Here is a 25688-nt window from a genome sequence, read left to right as displayed (position 1 = left end):
GGCTGGCATTCATGAACCTCCTTTATAGCTTAAAGGCATATGAGGATTCATATATATTCTTTTTTATTTTATAAACTCTTCGACATAATGCTTTTCAGTTATGAGCCCACAGGTTTACATGGGCTTTAAGGACTAACCAACTGAAAGAGTCGAATGATGAATCTGTTGCCGGAACACCGCCTGACCCATCTGAAACAGCTCGAGGCCGAGAGCATTCACATCATCCGCGAGGTGGCGGCCGAGTTTGATAATCCGGTCATGCTCTACTCCATTGGCAAGGACTCTTCGGTGATGCTGCACCTTGCCCGCAAGGCCTTTTATCCGGGTAAGCCGCCCTTCCCGCTGCTGCACGTGGACACCACCTGGAAGTTCAAGGAAATGATCCAGTTCCGTGACAAGATGGCACAGGAAGCCGGCATGGATCTGATCGTGCACATCAACCCGGAAGGCGTTGAAATGGGTATCAGCCCGTTCGAGCACGGCTCGGCCAAGCACACCGATATCATGAAGACTCAGGGCCTGAAGCAGGCACTGGACACGTACAAGTTCGACGCCGCTTTTGGTGGCGCGCGCCGCGACGAGGAGAAGTCCCGCGCCAAGGAGCGCGTATTCTCCTTCCGTGACAAGCACCACCGCTGGGACCCGAAAAACCAGCGCCCGGAACTGTGGAACACCTACAACACCCGTGTCGACAAAGGCGAGAGCATCCGTGTATTCCCCTTGTCCAACTGGACCGAGCTGGATATCTGGCAGTACATCCATCTGGAGCAGATCCCGCTGGTGCCGCTGTATTTTTCCGCCGTGCGCCCGGTGGTGGAGCGCGATGGCATGCTGGTCATGGTGGACGATGAGCGCCTGCCGCTGGCCGAGGGCGAAGTGCCGATGATGAAGAACATCCGCTTCCGCACCCTGGGCTGCTATCCGCTGACCGGTGCTGTCGAATCCGACGCCGACACTCTGCCCGAGATCATCCAGGAAATGCTGCTGACCACCACGTCGGAGCGCCAGGGCCGCGCCATCGACCACGACAGCGCCGGCTCCATGGAACAGAAGAAGATGGAAGGCTACTTCTGATCTCGATTTAACACGCGGTTACAGCCTTCATTGCGGGAGCCCGCCCTCCTGGGCACAGGCACATATTGAGACGCGCCGGACGGGCTCCACAGACAGAACACGGGAAAAGATAACATGTCACACCAATCCGATTTGATCGCTACCGACATCGATGCCTACCTGGATCAGCACGAGAACAAGGAACTGCTGCGCTTTCTGACCTGCGGCAGCGTGGATGACGGCAAATCCACCCTGATCGGCCGCCTGCTGCACGATTCCAAAATGATCTATGAAGATCAGCTGGCCGCCATCCAGAGCGACAGTAAGAAAGTCGGCACCACCGGTGAAGAGATTGACCTGGCCCTGCTGGTTGATGGTCTGCAGGCTGAGCGCGAACAGGGCATCACCATCGACGTGGCCTATCGCTACTTCTCTACCTCCAAGCGCAAGTTCATCATCGCTGACACCCCGGGACACGAGCAGTACACCCGCAACATGGCCACCGGCGCCTCCACTTGTGACCTGGCGATCATTCTGATCGATGCCCGTCACGGCGTGCAGGTACAGACTCGCCGTCACAGCTTCATCGTGTCCCTGCTGGGCATCAAGCACACCGTGGTCGCCATCAACAAGATGGACCTGGTCGGCTTTAGCCAGGAACGCTTTGAAGAGATCAAGCGGGAGTACCTGGACTTCGCCAAGGGCCTGGGCCTGAAGGATATCCACTTCGCGCCGATCTCCGCGCTCAAGGGTGACAACGTGGTCAACCCGTCGGAGAACATGCCCTGGTACAGCGGCGAATCGCTGATGCAGACGCTGGAAAACGTGGAGATCGCCGGCGACGCTAACTTCGAGGAGCTGCGTTTCCCGGTGCAGTACGTCAACCGCCCGAACCTGAACTTCCGCGGGTACTGCGGCACGCTCAGCGCCGGCATCGTGCGCCCGGGCGACGAAGTCACTGTGCTGCCCTCAGGCAAGTCCAGCAAGGTGAAGTCCATCGTCACCTTCGACGGTGAACTGCAGGAAGCCTTCGCGCCCATGTCCGTGACTCTGACGCTGGAAGACGAGATCGACATCTCGCGCGGTGACATCATCGTGCACAGCCATCAGGTACCGGAATCCACGTCACGCTTCGGGGCGCATCTGGTATGGATGTCCGAACAGGAGCTGGTGCCGGGCCGCAACTATGAGATCAAGCTGGCCAGCACCCGCACGGCCGGTCGTATCAGCGCCATTCGCCATCGCATCGACGTCAACACACTGGAACAGAGCCCGGCCGCGACCCTGGGCCTGAATGAAATCGCGCAGGTAGAAGTGACCCTCGAGCGCCCGATCGTTGCCGACGACTACCGTCGCCACAAGGGCACCGGTTCGTTCATCGTGGTTGACCGCCTGACCAATGCCACCGTTGCGGCCGGCATGATTGAAGCGCGCAGCGTCAATGACAGCGCCATCGAGCTGCAGAATGCGTCGGTTGTCAGCACTGAACTGCGTGCCCAGCGCTGTGGTCAAAAGGCTGCGGTGGTTCGCCTGCAGGGTGGCAACGAGGATCTGCGCAACACGCTGATATTCACTCTGGAGCAGCAGCTGTTTAACCGAGGCCGTCTGCCGCTGGCAGTGACCGACCAGAGCGCCGAGCAGATCGCGGCACTGAAAACGGCTGGTCTGCTGCTGCTGGATGGCCGTACAGACGGTGATGCCGACCTGGTGCTGACGCTGGACGCATCTCTGGACGGCACGCCGGCGGCTCAGGTCGAGTTTCTGCTGCAGCAAATCGAGCAGGCCGGCCTGATCTGAGGGCCTGCGCGGGCCGGCACTGCGCCGGCTTGCGCGTCAGCAGTTGTCAAACGTCAACAGGCTGATCTATACCCTGAGGTTATAAATCCGGTAAAATTAAGCAGAATCTAATACGCCTTGCAGGTTTTTTCTGCAGTGGCCGAGGCAATGACAGGGGCTATGACTGATTTTCTGCTCATCCTGATCAGCACCGTTCTGGTGAACAACTTCGTACTGGTACAGTTTCTGGGACTCTGTCCCTTCATGGGCGTGTCCAACAAGCTGGAAACGGCCATGGGCATGTCACTGGCCACCACCTTTGTACTGACGCTGTCATCGGTGTGCAGTTATCTGGTGTATTCAGCCCTGCTGCAGCCGTTCGGGCTGGAGTACCTGCAGACCATCGCCTTCATTCTGGTGATTGCCGTGGTGGTCCAGTTCACCGAAATGGTAGTGCATAAGACCAGTCCCATGCTGTACAAGCTGCTGGGCATCTTTCTGCCGCTGATCACCACTAACTGTGCCGTGCTGGGTGTCGCCCTGCTCAACATCAAGAAACAGAACGGCTTTCTCGAATCCATCGCCTACGGCTTTGGTGCCGCAGTCGGCTTTTCCATGGCACTGGTTCTGTTCTCGGCCATCCGTGAGCGCATCGCCGTGGCGGATGTACCCGTTCCCTTCCGTGGCGCCGCCATCGGCATGGTTACGGCCGGCCTGATGTCACTGGCGTTCATGGGGTTTGCCGGCCTCGTGCAGTTCTGAGGCGGAGTGTGCAATGACCACTGTTATTACTGCAATCCTGATTCTGTTTGGCCTGGCGGTGGTGTTCGGCATCATCCTGGGCTATGCCTCCGTCCGGTTTCGGGTGGAAGGCAACCCCATTGTTGACCAGATCGACGGCCTCTTGCCGCAGACTCAGTGCGGTCAGTGCGGCTATCCGGGGTGCCGCCCCTACGCCGAAGCCATCGCCAACGGAGATGCCATCAACAAGTGCCCGCCGGGCGGCCAAAGCACCATTGATGCCCTCGCCGACCTGCTCGATGTGGAAGCCGTGCCGCTGGATGCCGAGCACGGTGAAGAGCAGGCCAAGATGGTGGCCTTTATCCGCGAAGACGAGTGCATCGGCTGCACCAAGTGCATTCAGGCCTGCCCGGTGGACGCCATTCTGGGCGCCGCCAAGCAGATGCACACGGTCATCACCGACGAATGCACCGGTTGTGATCTGTGCGTGGAACCCTGCCCCGTGGACTGTATCGACATGATTCCGATTGAAACCACCATTGCCAACTGGAAGTGGCCGGCACCGGCCGAAGCGCCGGGTCTGATTGCCACCGACCGTGGCCGTGGCGAACTGCAGCAACAGGAGGCGCACTGATGGGCAAGGTATTCGCCTTTCATGGCGGCATTCACCCGCCGGAAAACAAGAAGCAGTCGACACGCACGCCCATTCGCCCGGTGCCGCTGCCCAAGCGTCTGTACCTGCCGCTGCAACAGCATATCGGCATGGCCTCCAGCCCGGTAGTGGACGTAGGCCAGCAGGTCCTGAAGGGCCAGCTTATTGCCGAGCCGGTCAGCCGCATCAGTGCTGGCCTTCATGCACCGACATCCGGCACCGTAGTATCCATAGGTCCGCACCCGGTTCCCCATGCCTCCGGTCTGGATTCGGACTGCATCTGCATCGAGTCGGATGGCCGTGACCAGTGGATCGAACACCAGGGCTTGGGCGATTACACCCGCCTTGAACCCGCCGAGCTGATCGACCATATCCGCCAGTGCGGCATCGCCGGCATGGGCGGCGCCGGCTTTCCGACGGATGTGAAACTGCACCTGGGCGATGATCACATCGTCAACACGCTGATCATCAACGCGGCCGAGTGCGAGCCCTACATCACCGCGGATGACATGCTGATGCGTGAACGCGCTGATGAAATCCTCGGCGGTATCCGCATCATCAGCCATCTGCTCAAACCCAGCCATGTAATCATAGGGGTTGAGGACAACAAGCCCCAGGCGATTCATGCGCTGGAGGCCGCGCTCAAGGGCTGTGAGCTGAATATCGATATCCGGGTGGTGCCCACCAAGTACCCATCCGGCGGCGAGCGTCAGCTGATCAAGCTGCTGACCGGCCTGGAAGTGCCCAGCGGGGGCATTCCGGCCGATATCGGCATTGTCTGCCAGAACCCCGGCACCGTGCGCGCTGTATACCGTGCCGTCACGTTCGGCGAGCCGCTGATTTCACGTATCGTCACAGTAACCGGTGATGCCGTGGCCCAGCCGCAGAACCTGGAAGCCCTTATCGGTACACCCTTTGGCGACCTGCTTGATGCTGCGCATGTATACGAGAACAAGCTGTACCGACTGGTAATGGGCGGCCCGATGATGGGTGTGACCGTCGAGCATGACCAGATTCCGGTCATCAAGACCAGTAACTGCATCATTGCTGCCAGCATCGACGAGATGCCGCCAGCCCCACCCGAACAGCCCTGCATTCGGTGCGGCATGTGTGAGCAGGTGTGCCCGGCCGAGCTGCTGCCGCAGCAGTTGTACTGGTTTGCCAAGGGCCGGGAATTCGACAAGGCCAAGCAACACAACCTGTTCGACTGCATCGAGTGTGGCGCCTGTGCCTATGTGTGCCCCAGCAGCATTCCACTGGTGCAGTATTACCGCTTTGCCAAATCGGAGATTCGCACCGAGGAAGCCGAACAGCGCAAATCCGACCACGCCCGGGCCCGCTTTGAGGCACGCCAGGCACGCCTCGAGCGCGAAAAGGCCGAGAAGGAGGAGCGCCGCAAGGCGCGTGCCGAAGAAGCTGCACGTAGCCAGAAGGTACGCAAGAGCGCAGAGAGCAGCGGTGTGGCGACTGAGCCAACCCAGGATATCAGTGCACTAAAGACCGCAGCGGCCGTGGCCCGCACCAAACTGAAAAAGGCGCAGAAGGCACTGGATGCGGCCCGCGACAGCGGTGACGGTGACATTCCAGCGCTGGAAGCGGCCGTGCAGGCTGCCCACACCAGTGCTGAACAGGCACAACAGGCGCTTGAAAAAGCCGAAGGAGTCAAGCCGACCGCTGCAAACATCGATACCAAACAGCTGAAGACGGCCGCCGCCGTCGCCCGTACCAAGCTGAAAAAGGCGCAGAAGGCACTGGATGCGGCCCGCGACAGCGGTGAAGGCGACCTGTCCGCGCTGGAAGCCGCGCTCAAGGCCGCCCAGGCCAGTGCCGACCAGGCACAGCAGGCGTTTGAACAGGCCGAATCCGGTGCTGCTGCAGGCACAACCGGGCCGGACCTCAAGCAGCTGAAAACCGCAGCAGCCGTAGCCCGCACCAAGCTGAAAAAGGCCCGCGATGCGTTGAAAAACGCCGAGGACAAGGGCCTGGAGGGCCTCGACAAGCTACGCGCAACCGTCACCACACTGGAGCAAAAAGCAGAAGAGGCGGACAAGGCCTACAAGGATGCCGAAGCCTCTGCCGGTGCAACCGAGGCCCCCGTGAACCAGCCCGTTCCGGTCGACCTGAAAGCGCTGAAGCAGCAGGTGTCGATCATGCGCACCAAGATCAAGAAGGCCGAAACGGCGCTGGCGGGTCTGGAAGGTGAAGCCCGTAGCCAGGCTGAACAGGCGCTGGAGGAACTGCGTCAGCGCCATGCCGAGGCAGACAAGGCCTTCAAGTCCGCCGAGCAGGCCCAACTGGACGCGGCTGCCGCTCAGGGGGTCGACCTCAAGCAGCTCAAGATCGATGCCGCCATGGCCCGCGCCGCCGTCACCAAATTGGAACGCAGCCTGGCCAAATCCGAGGCCAATGACGAACGTGCCAGCCTGGAGGCAGAACTGGCCGCCGCGCGCGACAAGGCCGAAAACCTGAACACAACGCTCAAGCAGCATGAGCCGGCCTGACGCCATGGCTGCTTGCACCCCTTTTTGTCGATAACGGGATCGAATTACACATGTCACTGATCCGGATGAGTTCACCTCATGTCTACAAGGCCAACAGCACCGCCAACGTTATGCGGCTGGTACTGTTGGCAACCCTGCCCGGCATCATTGCCCTGACCGTGTTCTTCGGCTGGGGCACGCTGATCCAGATTGCCTGGGCCGGCCTGCTCGCCGTCACGCTGGAAGCCGCCATTCTCAAGCTGCGCAAGCGCCCGATCGGGTTTTACCTGCGCGACGGCAGCGCCCTGGTGACAGCACTGCTGCTGGCGGTGGCCATTCCTCCCTTTGCACCTTGGTGGGTCACGGGCGTGGGCGTTATCGTCGCAATTGCCATTGCCAAGCACCTGTACGGTGGGCTGGGTCAGAACCCGTTCAACCCGGCCATGGTGGCCTATGCCCTGCTACTGATCTCCTTTCCGGTTGAAATGACACGCTGGAGCGCCCCCTTTGTGCTCAACGGCGATGGCTGGCAGATCGCCTCCTTCACCGACACCCTGGCGGCCATATTCGGTTCTGTTGAAACGGTCTGGTATGACAGCTTCACCGGTGCCACGCCGCTGGATGAACTGCGCCATCGAGGCGGCCTGACTAACGAAGAAGCCTGGCGCCAGTCTCGGGTGCTGTCGGAAGGCATCGGGGCCTGGCATGCGGTCAGTGCAGCCTGGCTGATGGGCGGCGTGTTTCTGTTGTACCGCAAGATCATCACCTGGCACGCGCCGATCTCCATGCTGCTGGCGCTGGCCATCTGCTCGGCCATGTTCTACGGCTACGATCCGGACAACTACGCCGGGCCCTTCTTCCACTTGAGTACCGGCGCCACCATGCTGGCCGCCTTCTTCATCATCACCGACCCGGTTTCCAGTGCGACCAGCAACCGCGGCCGCATCATCTTCGGGGCCGGCATCGGCGTGCTGATTTTCATCATTCGCACCTGGGGCAACTACCCCGACGGCGTAGCCTTCGCCGTACTGCTGATGAACCTAGCGGCGCCTTTCATCGATCTGTACTCGCAACCACGCAGTTACGGCCACCAGAAAGCCAACAAGGGACAGGGAGGCAAGGCATGAACGATATCATCGCCGCGATTCGCAGCAATGCACTGGCCATCGGCCTCTTTGCCATTGTCACCTCAGCCGTTATCGCGTTTACCCAGCTGGCCACCCGTGAACAGATTCGCCACAACAAGGCTGAATTCCAGGCCCGCGCCCTGTTCGAGATCGTGCCACAGTCGGTGGACCCGAACCTGATTGATCATCGCCTCTACCTGCAGGCCCCTGAACTGGGGCTGGACGCGCCCGCCGAAATCTACCAGGCGATTCAGAATGACCAAGTCACCACGGTGCTGATGCCGGTGGTGGCGCCGGACGGCTACAGCGGTGATATCGAGCTGCTGGTGGGCATCCATGCTGACAGCAGTCTGGCCGGTGTCCGCGTGCTGAGCCATAAGGAAACCCCCGGACTGGGTGACAAGATCGAGCTGGAAAAGTCGGACTGGATTCTGTCGTTCAACGGCGCTGAAATGGCCATGAGCGGCGATGATGACTGGGCCGTCAAAAAAGACGGCGGCCGGTTTGATCAGTTTACCGGCGCGACCATTACCCCCCGTGCCATCGTTGGCGCTACCGCACGCGCCATTGAATTCTTTCGCGCCCACCGCGAGCGTCTACTGACGCCGGTGACCGCATCAGCGCAGCCCACCGCTGCAGGAGCACCCCGATGAGCGTCGATTATCGCAAGATTACGCTGGACGGCCTCTGGCACAACAACCCCGCCCTGGTACAGCTGCTGGGCCTTTGCCCCCTGCTGGCCGTGACCGCATCGGTCGTGAATGCCCTGGGCCTCGGCCTGGCCAGTACCCTGGTATTGGTTAGCTCGAACCTGACGGTGTCCCTGTTCCGCAAGCTGGTACCGGAAACCGTACGACTGCCCATTTTCGTGATGATTATCGCGTCTTTCGTAACCGCAATCGAGCTGGTCATGCAGGCGCTGACCTATGAGCTATACCTGATTCTTGGCATTTTTATCCCACTTATCGTGACCAACTGCGCCATCATGGGCCGCGCCGATGCTTTTGCCGTCAAGAACCCGGTGCGCGCCTCGGTGCTGGACGGCCTGATGATGGGTATTGGCTTCAGCCTGGTGTTGGTGGTGCTGGGCGGCATGCGCGAACTGTTGGGCACCGGTGCCCTGTTCAACAACATGCACCTGCTGTTCGGTGAAGCGGCACGCACCTGGGAGCTGGTGATTTTCACGGATTATCCCGGCTTCCTGTTTGCTATCCTGCCGCCGGGCGCCTTTGTTGGGCTTGGCTTGCTGATCGCCCTGAAAAACGTGTTTGATGCGCGCGCCGAACGCCGACGCAAGGCGCAGGCCCCTGCCGAACCGGCCGTCAGCAAGCGCGTACGCGTGACAGGATAAACCTGCGGCAACTGCTGGTTGTATCACGCGGCGGTTTTGATTAACCTCAAAGTTAATCCGTGTACCCAAATACAACCGCAGGAGCCAAGGTGGGCAATCCCTTACCGGTCATCATTTGTGATGACTCGCGCCTGGCGCGCAAGCAGATGGAACGTGCACTGGCACAATGGAATCTGGACATCACCCATGCCACCCAAGGCCTGGAAGCGCTGGAAGCCGTTCGTGCCGGCAAGGGCGAACTCCTGTTTCTAGACCTCAACATGCCACTGCTGGATGGCTATGAGGTATTGGAGCGCATTCGTCGTGAAGATCTGCCCATTCTGACCCTTGTGGTGTCCGGCGATATTCAGCCCGAAGCCCGCGAGCGCGTTCGTCAACTGGGTGCACTCGACTTCATCCGCAAGCCGATCGACATGGAGCAACTGCGCCAGTCCCTGCGTGCCTTTGGCCTGCTGGAAGAACTGGAGCGTCCGGCCGCCGCCGTCACAGTACCGGTAACCGCTGCACCACCGGCCCCTGCGCCTGGTGTCATCAGTGAAACCCTGTCACTGCAGGAGCATTACCAGGAGCTGGCCAATGTGGCCATGGGCCAGGCCGCTGACCTGCTGGCACAACTGCTCAATACCTTCATCGAACTGCCCATTCCCAGCGTCAAATTACTCGAATATGGCGAGTTGGATATGGCCATGCAGCAAGCCCTCAGCCAAAGCGACTTGACCACGGTCTGTCAGGGGTTTGTAGCTCAGGGCATCTGCGGCGAAGCGCTGTTGATGCTCACGGGCACCCAGATCAACCAGCTGGCACACCTGCTGCGTCATCAGGGTGAACTCAACGCGCTAATCGAGCGCGAGCTGACCATGGAAATTGCCAATGTGCTGATTGGTGCCTTCCTGAACGGCCTGGGGCAACAGCTGGATATGACATTCAGCCAGAGTTCGCCACTGCTGATGGCAGACCTGCCAACACAAACATCACACCGCAACCGTCAGGAACGCATTCTCAGCATCGATATCAGCTACCGAATTGAAGGCTTGGCGGTTAACTGCGATCTGCTGCTGCTGTTCACGGAAGACTCGCTGCCCAAACTCAACGAACTGACGAGCCACCTGTAATGACCAATCTTTCCGAGCCCGTTGTCACCATGGATGAATTTCACTGGCAGCTGGGCCTGCTGCAGCATCTGGACGTCGGGTTGATGGTGCTGGACCGGTCCCACCAGGTGGTACTCTGGAACAGTTTCATGAGCAATCATTCTGGTATCAGCGATACCGCGGCCCGTGGCAAGAAGCTGGAAACCCTGTTCACCAATTTCCCCGTCGACTGGTTCAAGCGCAAGCTTGACAGCGTGTTTCTGCTGCGCAATCGCGCCTTCATCACCTGGGAAGAACGCGACTATCTGTTCCGCTTTAAGCCGCACCACCCGATCACCGGCACGGCGGAGTTCATGTACCAGAATGCGACGCTGATTCCACTGTCATCGCCCAACGGCACCATCGATCATGTCGGCGTGATCATTTATGACATGACCGCTGTTGCCGTCAGCCAGCAGGCGCTGCGCCGCGCCAATGCGGAACTGGAAACCCTCAGCCGCACCGACAAGCTCAGCGGCTTGGCCAACCGGGGCCATTGGGAAGACTCCCTGAGCCGGGAATATGAACGCTTCCGCCGTACCCAGACGCCTTCCAGCCTGGTGATGATGGACGTCGACCATTTCAAGAAAATCAATGACAGCTACGGACATCAAGCTGGTGACGAGGTCATCCGCGCCCTGTCAGCCCTGCTGCGTGACCATGCTCGCAGCAGTGACCTGCCGGGCCGCTACGGTGGCGAGGAATTTGGTGCCCTGCTGGTCAACACCAGCGCGGACAATGCACGCGTGTTTGCCGAGCGTGTCCGCCAAGCCGTGGAAGCACTTGAAGTACAACACGGCCCCCACCGGATCCGCTTTACCATCAGCCTGGGCATTGCGCAGGTGAGCAATGAACACCAATCCCACGAGGATTGGATGCGCGCGGCCGATGAAGCGCTATATCACTCCAAATCCAGCGGGCGAAACCGTACCACCCTGATTGAGGATCTGGAATAATATCGGGCTCATTCATAACAGCCGCCGTGCGCAACCATGAACGCCGACAAACGATACCAGATCTTCGCCCGCCTGCAGGCTCAGAACCCCAACCCCAAAACCGAGCTTGAGTACAACTCTCCCTTTGAGCTCCTGATCGCCGTGCTGTTGTCGGCACAGGCCACGGATGTCAGTGTCAACAAGGCGACCCGCAAGCTATTCCCTGTTGCCAATACGCCCGAGGCCATGCTGGCCCTAGGGGTTGAGGGCATCAAGGAGCACATCAAGACCATTGGCCTGTTCAATACCAAAGCCGAAAACGTCATCAAGACCTGCCGCATGCTGATCGAGCTGCACAACAGCGAGGTACCGCAAACCCGCGAAGCGCTGGAAAAACTGCCGGGCGTCGGGCGCAAGACCGCCAACGTCGTGCTGAACACGGCTTTCGGCCAGCCGGCCATGGCAGTGGACACGCATATCTTCCGTGTCTCGAACCGAACCCGCATCGCACCGGGCAAAACCGTGCTGGAAGTCGAGAAGAAGCTGCTGCGCTTTGTACCCAAACCTTTCCTGATCGATGCACACCACTGGCTGATTCTGCATGGCCGATACGTATGTACGGCACGCAAACCACGCTGCGGTGCCTGTGTGATTGAGGACCTGTGTGAGTACAAGGAAAAGACCGAAATCTGAGCCTGATGCTTACTCACAGAATCTGTGGATAAAATAGTGGATAGAGTTTGGAATACCGGCGCCAGACAGCGTATTTCAAGGCTTTCAGCGAATTGTAAAAAAAATGAACAGTTTTGCATAAAATGCAATAAAAACAATGGCTTATATATGTCAATAGGATTACGAGACTGTTTCATTTGTGGTTATGCACCGATGCTGGCGACGCCTGATCAGCCATGTGTACAAGCCGAAAAAAAAGCGCCTTGTCAAGGCGCTTTTCCACGTTTCAATGGCACAGAACTACACCGTCAGTCATCGGGCAGCTCAATCTCGATATGGGTCTTGGGCCGGCTACAGCAGGTCAAAATCTCGCCCTCCTGAAGATCCACGAGATTGTCCTGTACCTGCTCCACGGCACCGGCTACCAGCTTCACCTTGCAACAGCCACAATAGCCACCACGACAGTTATACGGTGCCGGAATATTCTGCGCCTCCAGGGCATCCAGCAGCGAGAATTCGTACTGGTAGTAAAAGGTGTGATAGTCGTTGACCTTGACGCGCGGAATGCCGGACATGGTCACCTCAATTACAGATCAAAGCCGTCGAAGTCATCCGTATCGACATCATTGTCGATCTGACCCACCAGATAGGAGCTGATCTCGGCTTCCTGCGGCGCCACCTGCACGTTATCGCTGACCAGCCAGCCATTCATCCAGGGCAGCGGATTCTGACGGGGCGGAAACAGCTCGTTCAGCCCGAGCGCCTTCATGCGCACGTTAGTAATATACTCGACATAGTCGCCCAGGATACGGGCGTTCAGACCAATCATGGAGCCTTCACTGAACAGATACTCGGCCCAATCCTTTTCCTGCTGCGCGGCTTCACGGAAGATATCGTAGACCTGCTCTTCACACTCGGCAGCAATCTGCTTGAAATCCGGGTCGTCGGCACCGGATGCCATCAGGTTGATCATGTGCTGCGTCCCGGTCAGGTGCAGCGCCTCGTCGCGGGCAATCAGCTTGATGATTTTGGCATTGCCCTCCATCAGCGCTCGCTCGGCAAAGGCAAAGGAGCAGGCAAAGCTAACATAGAAGCGAATGGCCTCCAGCACGTTCACCGATACCAATGTCAGGTACAGCTTCTTCTTCAGGTTGTAGAGGCTGGCATCGTAGCTTTCACCTTCAATGCGGTGCACGCCCGGACCATACAGGCTGTAAACGTTGACCAGCTGGATGAACTCGTCATACAGGCGAGTCACTGCCTCGGCACGCTTGATGATTTCCGGGTTGGTGACGATGGTATCGAACACCTCGGAAGGCTCGGTAATGATGTTGCGGATGATGTGGGTATAGGAGCGACTGTGAATCGTCTCGCTGAATGCCCAGGTTTCGAACCAGGTTTCCAGTTCCGGCAGCGAAACCACCGGCAGGAAGGCGATGTTGGGCGAACGCCCCTGCACCGAATCCAGCAGGGTCTGGTATTTCAGGTTGCTCAGAAAGATGTGGCGTTCATGGTCCGGCATGTCCATGAAGTCCTTGCGATCGTTGGTCAGATCGACCTCTTCCGGGCGCCAGAAAAAGGACAGCTGCTTCTCGATCAGCTTTTCGAAAATCGGGTACTTCTGCTTGTCATAACGGGCCACATTCACTGAACGACCGAAAAACATCGGCTCGCGCGTTGCATCGTGGTTGCTCGTGCTGAAAGTAGAATATGACATGAGTCGCGTGTTCCTGAACAAAACTTGCCGACCCTCCCCGGCAAGAACCGGGGAGGCGCGTTAACATTGGAGCTGAAACAGACCTGCAATCAGAGCTTGCAGGCGCCACCTTCACAGCCGCCGTCATCGGCCTGATCCGAGGCGCCGTCGCGAGTGTTGTGGTAGTACAGCGTCTTCACACCGTACTTGTACGCAGTCAGCAGATCCTGGAGCAGCTGTTTCATCGGCACCTTGTCACTGGTGAACTTGGACGGGTCATAGTTGGTGTTGGCCGAGATCGACTGGTCAACGAACTTCTGCATGATACCCACCAGCTGCAGATAACCGGTGTTGCTGGGGATGTTCCACAGCAGCTCATAGGCATCCTTGAGCTCCAGGTACTCGGGCACGACCTGCTTCATGATGCCGTCCTTGCTCGCCTTCACCGATACGAAGCCACGCGGCGGCTCGATGCCATTGGTGGAGTTGGTGATCTGTGAGGAGGTTTCACAGGGCATCAACGCAGTCAGGGTACTGTTGCGCAGGCCGAATTCACGGATATCTTCGCGCAGCGTCTCCCAGAAGTAATGCAGCGGCTCTTCACAGTAGCTGTCGACATCACGCTTGTACGTGTCGATTGGCAACAGGCCCTTGGCGTAGGTGGTCTCGTTGAATTTCGGACAGGCCCCCACTTCCTTGGCCAGCTGGTTAGAGGCCTTGAGCAGATAGTACTGGATTGCTTCAAAGGTGCGGTGCACCAAACCATTGGCACTGCCATCGGAGTATTTCACGCCATGCTTGGCCAAGTAGTAGGCAAAATTGGTAACGCCCACGCCCAGGGTGCGACGCGACATGGTGGCGTTGCGTGCCGCCGGGATCGGGTAGTCCTGGTAGTCCAGCAGGCTGTCCAGCGCACGCACGATCAGGTCGGACAGCTCTTCCAGCTCGTCCAGATTTTCCAGCGCGCCCAGGTTGAAGGCCGACAGGGTACAGAGAGCGATTTCACCCTCCGGATCGTTGACGTCGTTCAGCGGCTTGGTCGGCAGCGCAATTTCCAGACAGAGATTGGACTGCTTCACCGGTGCCACGCTCGGGTCAAACGGGCTATGAGTATTGCAGTGGTCCACGTTCTGCACGTAGATGCGACCGGTCGAGGCACGCTCGGACATCATCAGGCCGAACAGTTCGACCGCCTTGATGGTTTTCTTGCGAATCGATTCGTCCTGCTCGTATTGCAGGTACAGACGCTCGAACTCGTCCTGATCGGCAAAGAAGGCATCATACAGACCCGGTACATCATGCGGGCTGAACAGGGTAATGTTGCCACCCTTGATCAGACGCTGGTACATCAGCTTGTTGATCTGTACGCCGTAGTCGATATGACGCACACGGTTCTCTTCAACACCGCGGTTGTTTTTCAGCACCAGCAGGGATTCTACTTCCAGGTGCCAGATCGGGTAGAACAACGTGGCGGCACCGCCGCGCACCCCGCCCTGCGAGCAGGATTTCACCGCCGTCTGGAAATGCTTGTAGAACGGAATGCAGCCGGTGTGGAAGGCTTCACCGTTACGGATCGGGCTACCGATGGAACGAATACGGCCGGCGTTGATGCCAATACCGGCACGCTGGGATACGTATTTGACGATTGCCGCCGCCGTGGCATTGATCGAGTCCAAGCTATCATCGGTCTCGATCAGCACACAGGAGCTGAACTGGCGCGTCGGCGTGCGCACACCGGCCATGATCGGAGTCGGCAGCGACAACTTGAACAGTGAGCAGGCGTCATAAAATCGCTTGACGTAACCCAGGCGCGTTTCACGTGGATAGTTTGCAAACAGACAGGCCGCCACCAGCATGTACAGCTGCTGCGGACTTTCAAAGATCTGGCCGCTGACGCGGTTCTGCACCAAGTACTTGCCTTCCAGCTGCTTGACTGCGGCATAGCTGAAATTCATGTCACGGCCATGGTCCAGGTAGGCATTCAGCACATCGAATTCTTCGCGGCTGTAGTCTTCCAGCAGGTGGCGGTCATAGCGTTTCTGCTCCACCATGCTGACGACGTGGTCGTACAGGTGCGGCGGTTCGAAGTCATTGAAGGCTCGCTTTCGCAGGTGGAACACAGCCAAGCGTGCTGCCAAGTACTGATAATCCGGCGCTTCTTCAGAAATCAGATCTGCCGCTGACTTGATCAGCGTTTCATGGATATCGGACGTCTTGATGCCGTCATAAAAATGCAGATGCGCACTCAACTCAACCTGTGATACCGATACATTCTCGAGCCCTTCAGAGGCCCAGATAATTACACGATGGATTTTTTCAAGGTCGATCTGCTCACGCCGACCATCGCGCTTGGTAACCATCAGATCTTGCTGCATTGTGCACGCTCTTCCAGTTCTGTCATTGATAATACGTGAAACCCGTCTGGGCCCCGTTCCCTGCTCGTCCCTGTGTGCAACATTTCAGAACCAGTAACAAAAGGCGAGATACGGAGAAAACGCCTGTTGGGGTCACTTTGTTGAAAAAACACAAGATATAGTGCGGGATCGGTTACAGGGCACTAAATATAGATATTAGCCCGAGGATTTCAATCTTGATTTCTTACGCTTTCAGGTGTAACCCGAGAGAGCACTTACCCTGAAAGCCGCGCATTATGAGGGCTTGGCGTCGCTTTTGCCATGCTCTTTTCAACAAGAGTTTTTTTCATGCCTTAGGCTTAGCACATGAAAATCAAGCATAAGCCTCTCGGCCACTCCAGACGGGCCAACAGGGGTTTACAAGCCGTAACGGGATGTCTAAAATGCGCAGCCAATGTGGTGGGGTTCCCGAGTGGCCAAAGGGATCAGACTGTAAATCTGACGCGCAAGCTTCGGTGGTTCGAATCCACCTCCCACCACCATCGAATTCTCAAAAAAGCCCCGCTCAATCAGCGGGGCTTTTTTGTTGCCTGGCGGTTGTTGCCAGCCAGCGAAACAGCCTTAGTTGAGACGGCAAATACCACAAATACTCCGGGTGCCACTGCACGCCCAGTATCGGCTCATCCTCGGATTCAAACCCTTGCACGATCTGATCCAGGTCTCGTCCCACTACTTTCAGCCCTCGGCCGGAGCTGCGCACGGCCTGGTGGTGCAGACTGTTCACCCGCAGTCGTTCACGCTTGCAAACCTTTGCCATGTGACTTCGAGGGGCTAGCTGAACCTGCTTGGTCGGCAACAGACCGGGACGGTTGTAGGTCAGGCGGCGCAGCGCTCTCAGATCCTGGTGCAACTGCCCGCCGAGTACCACATTGATCAACTGCGCTCCTCTGCAGATACCCAGCATGGGCATGCCTGTCGCCAGCGCGTGGCTGATCCAGCGCATCTCCAGCTGATCGCGCTCCGGATCTGTACGCACCGGCATGCTCAGGTCGCCATCATAGTGCTCGGGACTGATATCATCGCCACCACCGATCACCAGTGCAGCCACGCTATGTTCAGGCACCGGATGGCGCACGCTGACACGCACCGCTTCAGCACCAACCAGCCAAAGCGCCAGACGCGTGCACCACCAGGACGGCGACCAGCGCCGACTGCTGCCGGTTACAGCCACCCGCGGTCGTTCAGCCATTGACTTACCTCCTGTACCCACTCGGAACGATTGACACCCAGCAGACCGGCAGATCGCTGCTGCCAATGCTGTGACAACACCTGTATGCCGTCGGTATCTGCTGCCAGGCGCTCGACCATCCACCAAGTATTCCATTCGTCAGCCAAGTCCCAGTCGGCGCGATCGATTTCACAATTGGGCAAGCGGTAATGCAGTGCCGGTCGTGATTTGATACGCGCATCATCTACATGGGCACGCACACGTGCTTCATCCAGATGGGCCAGCAGTGGCAGCAGGTCCAGGGCACGGTTACGGGTATTGTTGTGTGTCAGATAGAGCTCGAACAACCTGTCTCGGTCATCATCGGGCTGCTGCAACAACTGATCGACATAGGCCTGCGGATAAAGGTCCACATAGGGGGAAACCTTACGTGCCAAGTTGACGGCGTGGGCATCCACCAGCCACCACTGCAACAGACTGTAGGCCTTGAGATAGGCATTGATGGTACTGACCTTCACGTCCGGCAGTTCGGCGTTGATATGTACGCCCAGTGCGGCAATCAGTGAATCATCGGTCCCCTGAGCTCCGGTCCGGCGCAGGCGTGTCACCAGCGTATCCAGCACGTTGAAATCCTGCAAGGCCAGAGGCGGGCAGACCAACTCAACCGGCACCACCCGAGCCGCCATACGGCTGACGCCCTCCAGCCAGTCCGGTGTCACGGGGACATCGGCATATTCCTTTGCAACCTGTTTCAGCAGCGCCCAGTCCAACTCCAGGCCAAAGCGCCCCAGGTCGGTTTCAATGACGGTCTCGACCGGAGAGATACGCGTTTCCTGGCCCTGAAGTACCGCCTGTATCGTTTGCCGGGCCTGCTCAAACGTCAGCCCGGTAAACTCCAGTTCAAACCCCACGCGACGTGCACGGCCATCGGCACACATGCGGTGAGGCGGTTGTCGGTATCGACTCATAGATGCTCTCCCCTTTACTCCAGGCTCCGACCTTCGCATGAACGGCCATGAAATTCATCTCCGCTGAAAAGTCAGTCATTGGTGTAATGCTGGCCACCCCAAAACCATGATAGCCTTGATAAGAGCCCTTACACTCTTGATGCAGTACTCTGATGAATAACGATAATAACGAGTTCCTGTCAGAGCAGCTTTCGGCCAGCCCCGAACGCATGCTCCGTCTGCTGAACGAGCAGCAGATCATTCTGGACAATGCTGGTGTCGGTATCTGCTTTATCCTGAACCGCCAGGTTCAGCGCTGCAACGATCACTACGCCACACTTTACGGCTACGACTCCCCCGCCCAGATCCAGGGTCTGTCCAGTCGCGCACATTACCCGGACGACGACAGTCATGACCGCATTGGGCGCGAAGCCTACCCGATACTGGCTCAGGGCCGGCGCTTCCGAACCGAGGCCCGCATGCAGCGGTGTGATGGCAGCCTCTTTTGGTGTCGCCTGACTGGCAAAATGGTTGATCCCGAAGACCCCGCACGCGGGTCCATCTGGATTGTGGAAGATATCGACCAGCAACGCCGTGCCGACGACGCGCTCAAGGCCCTGACCTATCAGCAGCAACTGATCCTCGACCATGCCATGGTTGGCATACTGTTTTTACATGACCGCCAGATCACCAGCTGTAACCATCGCTTTGCAGACATGCTTGGCTACGAGATGCGCGAGCTCATTGGTCAAAGCACACGCATCTGGTATCCGGACCCAGCCCAGTGGGAAATCGCCGGCCGGTATTACAGCGACATTTTGGCACGCGGCCAAGCCTTTCGTGCCGAGATTCAGCTGTTGCGCAAGGACGGCAGCCTGATCTGGTGTGATGTGCGCAGCAAAGCCATCGTGCCGGATGATCTGCGCCAGGGGTCTATCTGGATCATGATGGACATTTCCGAACGCAAAGCCAGCGAACAGGCCCTGCTGCAGGCCCACCAGGCCCTTGAACAGCGGGTGGAAGAACGCACACAGCGACTAAAGCAGGTCGTCGACGACCTGCACCGGGAGATCGAGGAACGCAAGCTGGCAGAAGAGCGGATTCGCCATCTGGCCCAGCACGACGGACTGACCGGGCTGCCCAACCGCACCCTGTTCGAACAGCGCCTGGAGGAACAGATCGCGCGAGCGGAGCGCGAGGGGCATCGCCTGGCCGTGCTATTCATTGACCTGGACCGGTTCAAGCATGTCAATGATTCCATGGGACATCACGAAGGCGACATGCTGCTGCAAACCCTTGCAGAGCGCCTGCGCCAGGCCGTCAGCGGCATCCAGACCGTTGCCCGCATGGGCGGGGACGAATTTGTCATCATGTTACCCGACATCTATGATCACACTCAGGTGGAAACCTTCGTCAGGTCACTGCAACAGTCCTTGCAGCCTCACATCAACACCGGCCTACATGAGCAGCGTCTTTCCTGCAGTACCGGCATCGCCCTATTTCCGGATGATGGTACCACCCCCCAAACACTGATCCAGCACGCCGATGCAGCCATGTATCGCGCCAAAGCCAACGGCCGTAATCGTTTCCATTTCTACAACCCGCAGCTGGACCGTGAGCAGCTTGAGCGCGTGGCACTCGAAAATGCGCTGTTTCATGCCCTGCAGCATGGCGAGTTTGAACTGCACTACCAACCCCAAGTGGATATTCGCACGGGTCGCATCGATGGTGCCGAAGCCCTGATCCGCTGGAATCGCCCCGGCCACAGCCTGGTGTCGCCCGGCTGCTTTATTCCACTGGCAGAAGAGTGTGGCTTGATTGGCGATATCGGCAATTGGGTCTTGGAAGAAGCCTGTGCCCAGATGCAACGCTGGCAGCGTGAAGGTATCAGGCTGCGCGTATCGGTCAACCTCTCCGCACTGCAACTGGAAGACCCCGGTTTCTGCGATCGCGTTGCACAGATACTGGAACGACACACACTGGAGCCGGATCAGCTGGAGCTGGAGCTAACCGAAAGCCTCCTGATGAAGCACGTGGATGCTACCGTTGACCTGCTCCGTCAGCTCGACCGCATGGGTGTCCACCTGAGCATCGACGACTTTGGCACCGGCTACTCCAGCCTCAGTTATCTGAAACGTTTTCCGCTGGACAAGCTCAAAATCGACCAATCCTTCGTGCGCGAAATCAGCATTGACCAGGATGACGCCGTCATCTGCCGCACCATCATTTCGATGGCCGAAAATCTGAACTTGAAAGTGACGGCCGAAGGCGTCGAGCAAACCGAACAGCTGGCACTGCTGGCCGAATTCGGCTGCCACCAGTACCAGGGATTCCTATTCAGCCGCCCGGTGCCGGCACCCGAGCTTGCGCAGCTGTACCGGCAAAGCCAGACCGAAACGGAACCGGCCTGGGAAATCTGACACTTACTTGCCCAGCCCACCCATGATGCCACGGACGGCCGCCGGGATATCACCGGGCAACAACACGATCTTGGCGTTTTCGCCTTGCGACATTTCCTTGATCGACTCTACGTACTTGTCACCCAGCAGGTACATCACCGGCAGCTCGTTGCCCTGAATGGCCGAGGTTACCTTCTCGATCGCCGACTGGCTTGCCTGGGCCAGTACAACCTTGGCTTCCGCATCCCGGCGCGACGCCTCCAGGCGCCCTTCAGCTTCCAGAATGGCCGCAGCCTTTTCCCCATCGGCACGGGTCACGGTGGCCCGGCGCTGACGCTCGGCAGCGGCCTGCTCTTCCATCGCCATCTGCATAGTCTGCGACGGGTTAATATCCTGGATTTCAACGGTCTTCAGCGTGATACCCCAGTCCGAGATATCGTCCGAAATCGCGCCCTTGAGCTTGGCCTTGATTTGATCCCGGTTGGACAGCGCCTCATCCAGGCTCATCTCGCCGACAATGGAACGCAGCGACGTTTGCACAAGGTTCTGGATCGCCAGGCTGTAGTCCTCAACCCCGTACACGGCCTTTTCCGGCGAGACGATATTGATGTAGGCCACCGCATTGGCAATGATGACCGCGTTATCCAGCGTGATCACCTCCTGAGAGGGAATATCCAGCACGATATCCTTGGTGGTGACCTTGTAAGCAACACTGTCGATATAGGGAAATATCACGTTCAGACCCGGCCCCAGTGTGCGGTGATACTTACCCAGGCGCTGTACAACATGTTTGCTGCCCTGGGGGACCGTCTTGACCCCCAGAAACAGGGTTACCACAACCAGTGCCAGAAAAACGCCAGCCATGGTCAGTCCGTCGATCATCATATTCGAACTCCTTTCTTCAAAGTTGTGCAGCCATCAGCCGCGCTTTTTCACAATCAGCGTGTTGCCCGAAATTTCAGTGATCATCACCCGATCACCGATGGCAACGGGTTCTTCACAAATAAACTCCCATTCATCATCCCCCAGTACCGGCGTGGAAAAACGGACCTGCCCCCGGCGCGGCGGCTGAGGAGCCAGAATGACCTGGCCGGTTTCGCCCAGCACGGCTTCGCGGGCAATCCCCGCCTTGGTGCGATCTGCCATCATCGGTCGCAGCAGCTTGAACCAGGCCAGCGCAAACAGGCTTGAACCAACCGCCCAGGCCACCAGCTGGACACTCATGCCCAGCTCAGGCATCAGCCACAGCAACGCAGCTATCAACAGCGCCCCCAGGCCGAACCAGAAAATGGTAAAGCTGGGCACCACCAGCTCAGCCATGATCAGCAACATGCCGAACACCACCCAGTGCCAGTACTCGATCTGAAACGCCATGACATCTCCCTGTGCAGATTGTGTACGAGGATTATGCAGCACTCTCCCCCCGGGGTCGATTCAGGATTACGGACAGCACTTTGGCAGCAGGCATGGCCGCCATTCGACCCCTTAGCCTGTTGTCGTATATAACGCCTCTTGGCCTCATGCTAGAGTGCACGCTCTATCCGCAACAGGCTTCAGGTTGATCAGGTTCCTGCGCTTGATACACCCTGCACGACTCCCCATGCGCCCCCGCAGCGCTGGAGCTTCCGCCTCCTCGGCCTGTACCGGAACAGGCCGCCTCCCGTCGGGTCGTCGACCACGGCCCGCGAGCCGGTTTCTACACCAATAACAATATTTCCGCCCGTCCGGCGGACACATGAGACCGTTGTCATGCCCACAACCAGTATGAGTGCCTTTGCGCACAACTTTCTGGGCTCTGCCCCTGCCTGGTACAAGCAGCTGATTGTACTCTTCCTTGTTATCAACCCTGTTGCACTCTGGACGCTCGGCCCCCAGGTTACCGGCTGGCTGCTGATCGGCGAGTTCATCTTCACCCTGGCCATGGCGCTCAAGTGCTACCCGCTGCTGCCCGGCGGACTGCTGGCGACCGAAGCCCTGCTGCTGGGTATGACCAGCCCCGAAGCCCTGTACCATGAGGTGGAAACCAATCTCCCGGTCATCCTGCTGCTGATGTTCATGGTAGCCGGGATCTATTTCATGAAAAGCCTGTTGCTGGTGACGTTCACCAATATTCTGCTGCACGTGCGCTCCAAGTACCTGCTGGCGCTGCTGTTCAGCATGACCGCGGCGCTGCTGTCCGCATTTCTCGATGCCCTGACCGTAACGGCCGTCATCATCAGCGTGGCCGTGGGATTCTACTCGGTGTATCACAAGGTCGCGTCCGGCAAGGGGCATCAGCACAAGGACCATAATCCTGTGTCCGATCATGACGTCGTCGACCTGCACCGTAGCGACCTGGAAGGGTTTCGTGCCTTTCTGCGCAGCCTGCTGATGCACAGTGCCGTCGGCACCGCGCTGGGCGGCGTCTGCACGCTGGTAGGTGAGCCGCAGAACCTGCTGATCGCCAAGACGGCCGGCTGGGATTTTGCCGAATTCTTCCTGCTGATGGCGCCGGTCTCGATGCCGGTTCTCGCCGCCGGCCTGTTAACCTGCGTGGTACTGGAGAAACTGCAATTGTTCGGCTATGGCGCCAAGCTGCCGCGCCCGGTGCTACAGGTACTGAAGGAATTTGCCGAAGCGGAACGCGCCAGACGCACCCAGGCACAAAAGGCGGCCCTGATCGTGCAGGCGCTTGCGGCTGCAGTGCTGGTGGTGGGCCTTGCCCTGCATTTGGCGGAGGTCGGCCTGACCGGGCTGCTGGTGATCATCCTGATCACGTCTTTCAATGGCGTGACCGACGAGCATCAGATCGGCAAGGCCTTTGAGGAAGCGCTGCCCTTCACGGCGCTGTTGGTGGTCTTTTTTGCCATCGTGGCCGTGATCCACGAACAGCATCTGTTTTCGCCGATCATCACCTGGGTGCTGTCACTGCCGCCGGAACAACAGCCGGGCATGTTTTTCCTTGCCAACGGCTTGCTGTCGATGATTTCCGATAACGTGTTTGTCGCCACGGTGTATATCAGTGAAGTGAAGCAGGCGCTGGATGCCGGTGACATTACGCGGGCCCACTTCGACCAGCTGGCCATCGCCATCAACACCGGCACCAACCTGCCCAGTGTCGCCACGCCTAACGGTCAGGCAGCCTTCCTGTTTCTGCTGACCTCGGCCATTGCCCCCCTGGTACGACTGTCCTACGGCCGCATGGTCATCATGGCACTGCCCTACACTCTGGTACTGGGCAGCGTCGGCCTGATCTCGGTCATTCTGTTTACCTGACCGGCACGGAGCCGAAGACCACTTCGGCTCCGATTTCACCCCCGTACCAGCGGCCACCCCAGCAACAGGGTCGTCAGCGTCACGACCGCCACCAGCAGGTTCATCGGCACCCCGACCTTGAGAAAATCGGTAAAGCGATAGCCACCGGGGCCATACACCATCAGGTTGGTCTGATAGCCCAGCGGCGTGGCAAAGCTGGCCGAGGCCGCGATCATGATGGCAAAAATGAAGGGTTCCTGGTTCAACTGCGCCTTTTCCGTTACCTCCAGCACGATCGGCAACATCAGCACCGCGGCCGCATTGTTGGTGATCATCTCCGTCAACACCGACACCGCCAGGTAGGTCAAGATCAACAGCAGCCAGGGCGTACCCGCGCTCAAGTCAAGGATGCCATCGGCCAGAAAGGTGGCCACTCCGGTTTTCTGCAGCGCAGCACCCAACGCAAAGGATGCGGCAATGGTCAGGATCACCGTCAGGTCCAGGCTTTTCTCCGCCTGGGCCACGTTGCAACAGCCGGTCACTACCATCAACCCCGCACCCACCAGTGCGGCATTGAGCATGCTGACCAGCCCGGTGCCCGCGGCCAAAACCACCGCGGCCAAAATGCCCCAGGCCAGCCAGGCACGCTCATGGCGCGGCTGGGTCTTGTCCAGATCATTGATCAGCAGAAAGTCCTTGTTGTAGCGCTGACGGCTGACAAAGGCCGGGCGCGCTTCCAGCAGCAGGGTATCGCCGGCTTCCAGACGAATATTGCCCAGGTTGCCCTGGATACGCTCGCCGCTGCGGGCCACGGCCAGCACCACCGCGCCATAGCGATCACGAAAGCGGGCATCCCGAATGGCATGCCCCACGGCATCGCAGTGCGTCGAGACCACCGCCTCGACCAGACAGCGCTCGGCCCGATCCTGATTGAGGGTGTCGGAATGTCCGTTTTCCGGTGAGGGCACGATGCCGTTGATGCGTAGCAGGTCCGAAATGGCCTCGGTATCGCCGGCAAAGACCAGGCGGTCACCGCCCTGCAATTTCTCTTCCGAAGATACGGCCGTGACGATATTGCCCTTGCGCTCGATCTCGACCAGATACACCCGGTCCAAGCTGCGCAGCCCGGCCTGTTCCACCGTCTGGCCCACCAGCGGGCCATCCGGCGCCACCGCAACTTCCAGGGTAAATTCACGCAGGTTGGCAAATGCCCGCTTGTCGCTGCGGTCCGGTAACATGCGCGGGAACACCAACCAGATGAACAGCACCCCCACCAGCACCACCGGCAGCGCCACCGCCGTAATGGAGAACAACGACAGGCCTGCCTCGCCGGTGAGCTGCTGGTACTGGCCGTTCACGACCAGATTGGTGCTGGTACCGATCAGCGTCAGCGTGCCGCCCAGAATGGCGCTGTAACTCAGTGGAATCATCAATTTGGAAGCCGGCACGTTGATCTTGCGCGACCAGGCGTGAATGGCCGGGATCATGGTGGCAACCACCGGCGTGTTGTTGAGGAAACCGCTGAGCAGAACCACCGGTGCAAAAATGCGCCCCAGCGCCCCTCGCACGCCCTCGGGTCGCCCCAGCACCTTGTGCACCAGCAGATCGACACCGCCGGAAGAGTGAATACCGGCCGCGACCACAAACATGCAGGCCACGGTGATCAACCCGGAATTGGCAAACCCTGCCAACGCCTCATTCGGAGTCAGGACGCCGCTGATACTGAGCAGCGCCAGTACTGCCATCATGACGATGTGCGGACCGGTCCGCGTCAGAACCAGAACCGCCAGCGCCGCCAACATAGAACCCAGTGCGAACCAGCCTTGCCACTCCACAGCGATAACCCGTATCCAAATAAAAGCCACTAAGATACAGGGTTATTTTGATTCCATAAAAGAATAAATATTAACAAA

21 protein-coding genes and 1 tRNA gene are annotated in these 25688 nt (G+C 58.6%); 14 read left to right on the top strand and 8 right to left on the bottom strand.

Going from position 1 to position 25688, the window contains the following annotated elements; translation table 11 throughout:
- The first annotated feature begins 156 nt into the window (after positions 1–156).
- The 11 genes from cysD to nth all read left to right on the top strand — a co-directional run bounded on the left by cysD (position 157) and on the right by nth (position 11938).
- Positions 157–1074 carry a sulfate adenylyltransferase subunit CysD gene (gene cysD, locus KTN04_RS05525; protein WP_407659243.1) on the top strand — a complete coding sequence of 306 codons (918 nt, stop codon included), beginning with the start codon at positions 157–159 and terminating at the stop codon, positions 1072–1074.
- A 114-nt stretch (positions 1075–1188) separates the two neighbouring features.
- On the top strand, positions 1189–2850 hold the full coding sequence (gene cysN / locus KTN04_RS05520) for a sulfate adenylyltransferase subunit CysN (RefSeq protein WP_217334216.1): 1662 nt from the start codon (positions 1189–1191) through the stop codon (positions 2848–2850).
- Positions 2851–3009: 159 nt separating this feature from the next.
- Complete coding sequence (gene rsxA / locus KTN04_RS05515; protein ID WP_217334215.1) at positions 3010–3591, top strand: electron transport complex subunit RsxA; 582 nt, start codon at positions 3010–3012, stop codon at positions 3589–3591.
- Between the two features lie 13 nt (positions 3592–3604).
- On the top strand, positions 3605–4204 hold the full coding sequence (gene rsxB, locus KTN04_RS05510; protein WP_217334214.1) for an electron transport complex subunit RsxB: 600 nt from the start codon (positions 3605–3607) through the stop codon (positions 4202–4204).
- On the top strand, positions 4204–6723 hold the full coding sequence (rsxC, locus tag KTN04_RS05505) for an electron transport complex subunit RsxC (RefSeq protein ID WP_217334213.1): 2520 nt from the start codon (positions 4204–4206) through the stop codon (positions 6721–6723). Before rsxB ends, rsxC begins: the two co-directional genes overlap by 1 nt.
- Before the next feature lie 50 nt (positions 6724–6773).
- A complete protein-coding gene (gene rsxD / locus KTN04_RS05500; RefSeq protein WP_217334212.1) occupies positions 6774–7829 on the top strand; it encodes an electron transport complex subunit RsxD in 1056 nt (351 codons plus the stop codon).
- Positions 7826–8482 carry an electron transport complex subunit RsxG gene (gene rsxG / locus KTN04_RS05495; RefSeq protein WP_217334211.1) on the top strand — a complete coding sequence of 219 codons (657 nt, stop codon included), beginning with the start codon at positions 7826–7828 and terminating at the stop codon, positions 8480–8482. Before rsxD ends, rsxG begins: the two co-directional genes overlap by 4 nt.
- A complete protein-coding gene (locus KTN04_RS05490) occupies positions 8479–9180 on the top strand; it encodes an electron transport complex subunit E (protein ID WP_217334210.1) in 702 nt (233 codons plus the stop codon). The genes rsxG and KTN04_RS05490 overlap by 4 nt, the downstream gene beginning before the upstream one ends.
- Before the next feature lie 89 nt (positions 9181–9269).
- A complete protein-coding gene (locus KTN04_RS05485) occupies positions 9270–10292 on the top strand; it encodes a response regulator (protein ID WP_328515961.1) in 1023 nt (340 codons plus the stop codon).
- Positions 10292–11266 (top strand): GGDEF domain-containing protein, encoded by a 975-nt coding sequence (locus KTN04_RS05480; protein WP_217334209.1) that lies wholly within the window; start codon positions 10292–10294, stop codon positions 11264–11266. The genes KTN04_RS05485 and KTN04_RS05480 overlap by 1 nt, the downstream gene beginning before the upstream one ends.
- 36 nt (positions 11267–11302) lie before the next feature.
- Entirely contained in the window at positions 11303–11938 is a 636-nt protein-coding gene (nth, locus tag KTN04_RS05475) for an endonuclease III (protein ID WP_217334208.1), read from the top strand.
- A gap of 287 nt (positions 11939–12225) precedes the next feature.
- Here nth and yfaE read toward each other — a convergent pair whose 3' ends face one another.
- The 3 genes from yfaE to nrdA form a co-directional block, all read right to left on the bottom strand.
- Complete coding sequence (gene yfaE, locus KTN04_RS05470; RefSeq protein ID WP_217334207.1) at positions 12226–12492, bottom strand: class I ribonucleotide reductase maintenance protein YfaE; 267 nt, start codon at positions 12490–12492, stop codon at positions 12226–12228.
- A gap of 11 nt (positions 12493–12503) precedes the next feature.
- On the bottom strand, positions 12504–13634 hold the full coding sequence (gene nrdB, locus KTN04_RS05465; RefSeq protein ID WP_217334206.1) for a class Ia ribonucleoside-diphosphate reductase subunit beta: 1131 nt from the start codon (positions 13632–13634) through the stop codon (positions 12504–12506).
- A gap of 89 nt (positions 13635–13723) precedes the next feature.
- Positions 13724–15988 (bottom strand): class 1a ribonucleoside-diphosphate reductase subunit alpha, encoded by a 2265-nt coding sequence (gene nrdA, locus KTN04_RS05460; RefSeq protein ID WP_217334205.1) that lies wholly within the window; start codon positions 15986–15988, stop codon positions 13724–13726.
- A gap of 437 nt (positions 15989–16425) precedes the next feature.
- Here nrdA and KTN04_RS05455 point away from each other — a divergent pair.
- Positions 16426–16509, top strand: a tRNA-Tyr gene (locus KTN04_RS05455).
- Positions 16510–16532: 23 nt separating this feature from the next.
- Here the strand turns inward: KTN04_RS05455 and KTN04_RS05450 are convergent.
- Positions 16533–17216 carry a gamma-glutamyl-gamma-aminobutyrate hydrolase family protein gene (locus KTN04_RS05450; protein ID WP_217334204.1) on the bottom strand — a complete coding sequence of 228 codons (684 nt, stop codon included), beginning with the start codon at positions 17214–17216 and terminating at the stop codon, positions 16533–16535.
- Positions 17189–18163, bottom strand: a complete 975-nt coding sequence (locus KTN04_RS05445) for an amidoligase family protein (protein WP_217334203.1) — start codon at positions 18161–18163, stop codon at positions 17189–17191. The genes KTN04_RS05450 and KTN04_RS05445 overlap by 28 nt, the downstream gene beginning before the upstream one ends.
- 152 nt (positions 18164–18315) lie before the next feature.
- Between KTN04_RS05445 and KTN04_RS05440 the strand changes: the two genes are divergently transcribed.
- Positions 18316–20562 carry an EAL domain-containing protein gene (locus KTN04_RS05440; protein ID WP_217334202.1) on the top strand — a complete coding sequence of 749 codons (2247 nt, stop codon included), beginning with the start codon at positions 18316–18318 and terminating at the stop codon, positions 20560–20562.
- A 3-nt stretch (positions 20563–20565) separates the two neighbouring features.
- Here the strand turns inward: KTN04_RS05440 and KTN04_RS05435 are convergent, their stop codons facing one another.
- Both KTN04_RS05435 and KTN04_RS05430 read right to left on the bottom strand, forming a co-directional pair.
- Positions 20566–21426, bottom strand: coding sequence for an SPFH domain-containing protein (locus KTN04_RS05435; protein ID WP_217334201.1), 861 nt, complete (start codon positions 21424–21426; stop codon positions 20566–20568).
- Between the two features lie 33 nt (positions 21427–21459).
- Positions 21460–21915 (bottom strand): NfeD family protein, encoded by a 456-nt coding sequence (locus tag KTN04_RS05430; RefSeq protein ID WP_217334200.1) that lies wholly within the window; start codon positions 21913–21915, stop codon positions 21460–21462.
- Between the two features lie 375 nt (positions 21916–22290).
- Here KTN04_RS05430 and nhaB point away from each other — a divergent pair, with 375 nt between their 5' ends.
- On the top strand, positions 22291–23796 hold the full coding sequence (gene nhaB / locus KTN04_RS05425; RefSeq protein WP_217334199.1) for a sodium/proton antiporter NhaB: 1506 nt from the start codon (positions 22291–22293) through the stop codon (positions 23794–23796).
- A gap of 35 nt (positions 23797–23831) precedes the next feature.
- On the opposite strand, the gene KTN04_RS05420 is transcribed toward nhaB, so the two are convergent.
- Complete coding sequence (locus KTN04_RS05420) at positions 23832–25610, bottom strand: SLC13 family permease (RefSeq protein ID WP_407659242.1); 1779 nt, start codon at positions 25608–25610, stop codon at positions 23832–23834.
- Between the last annotated feature and the right edge of the window lie 78 nt (positions 25611–25688).

This window comes from Marinobacterium weihaiense (assembly GCF_019061305.1).
Taxonomy (GTDB): Bacteria; Pseudomonadota; Gammaproteobacteria; order Pseudomonadales; family Balneatricaceae; genus Marinobacterium; species Marinobacterium weihaiense.
The sequence above is the reverse complement of the archived record's forward strand: the minus strand, read 5'-3'. Positions and strand labels throughout refer to the sequence as shown.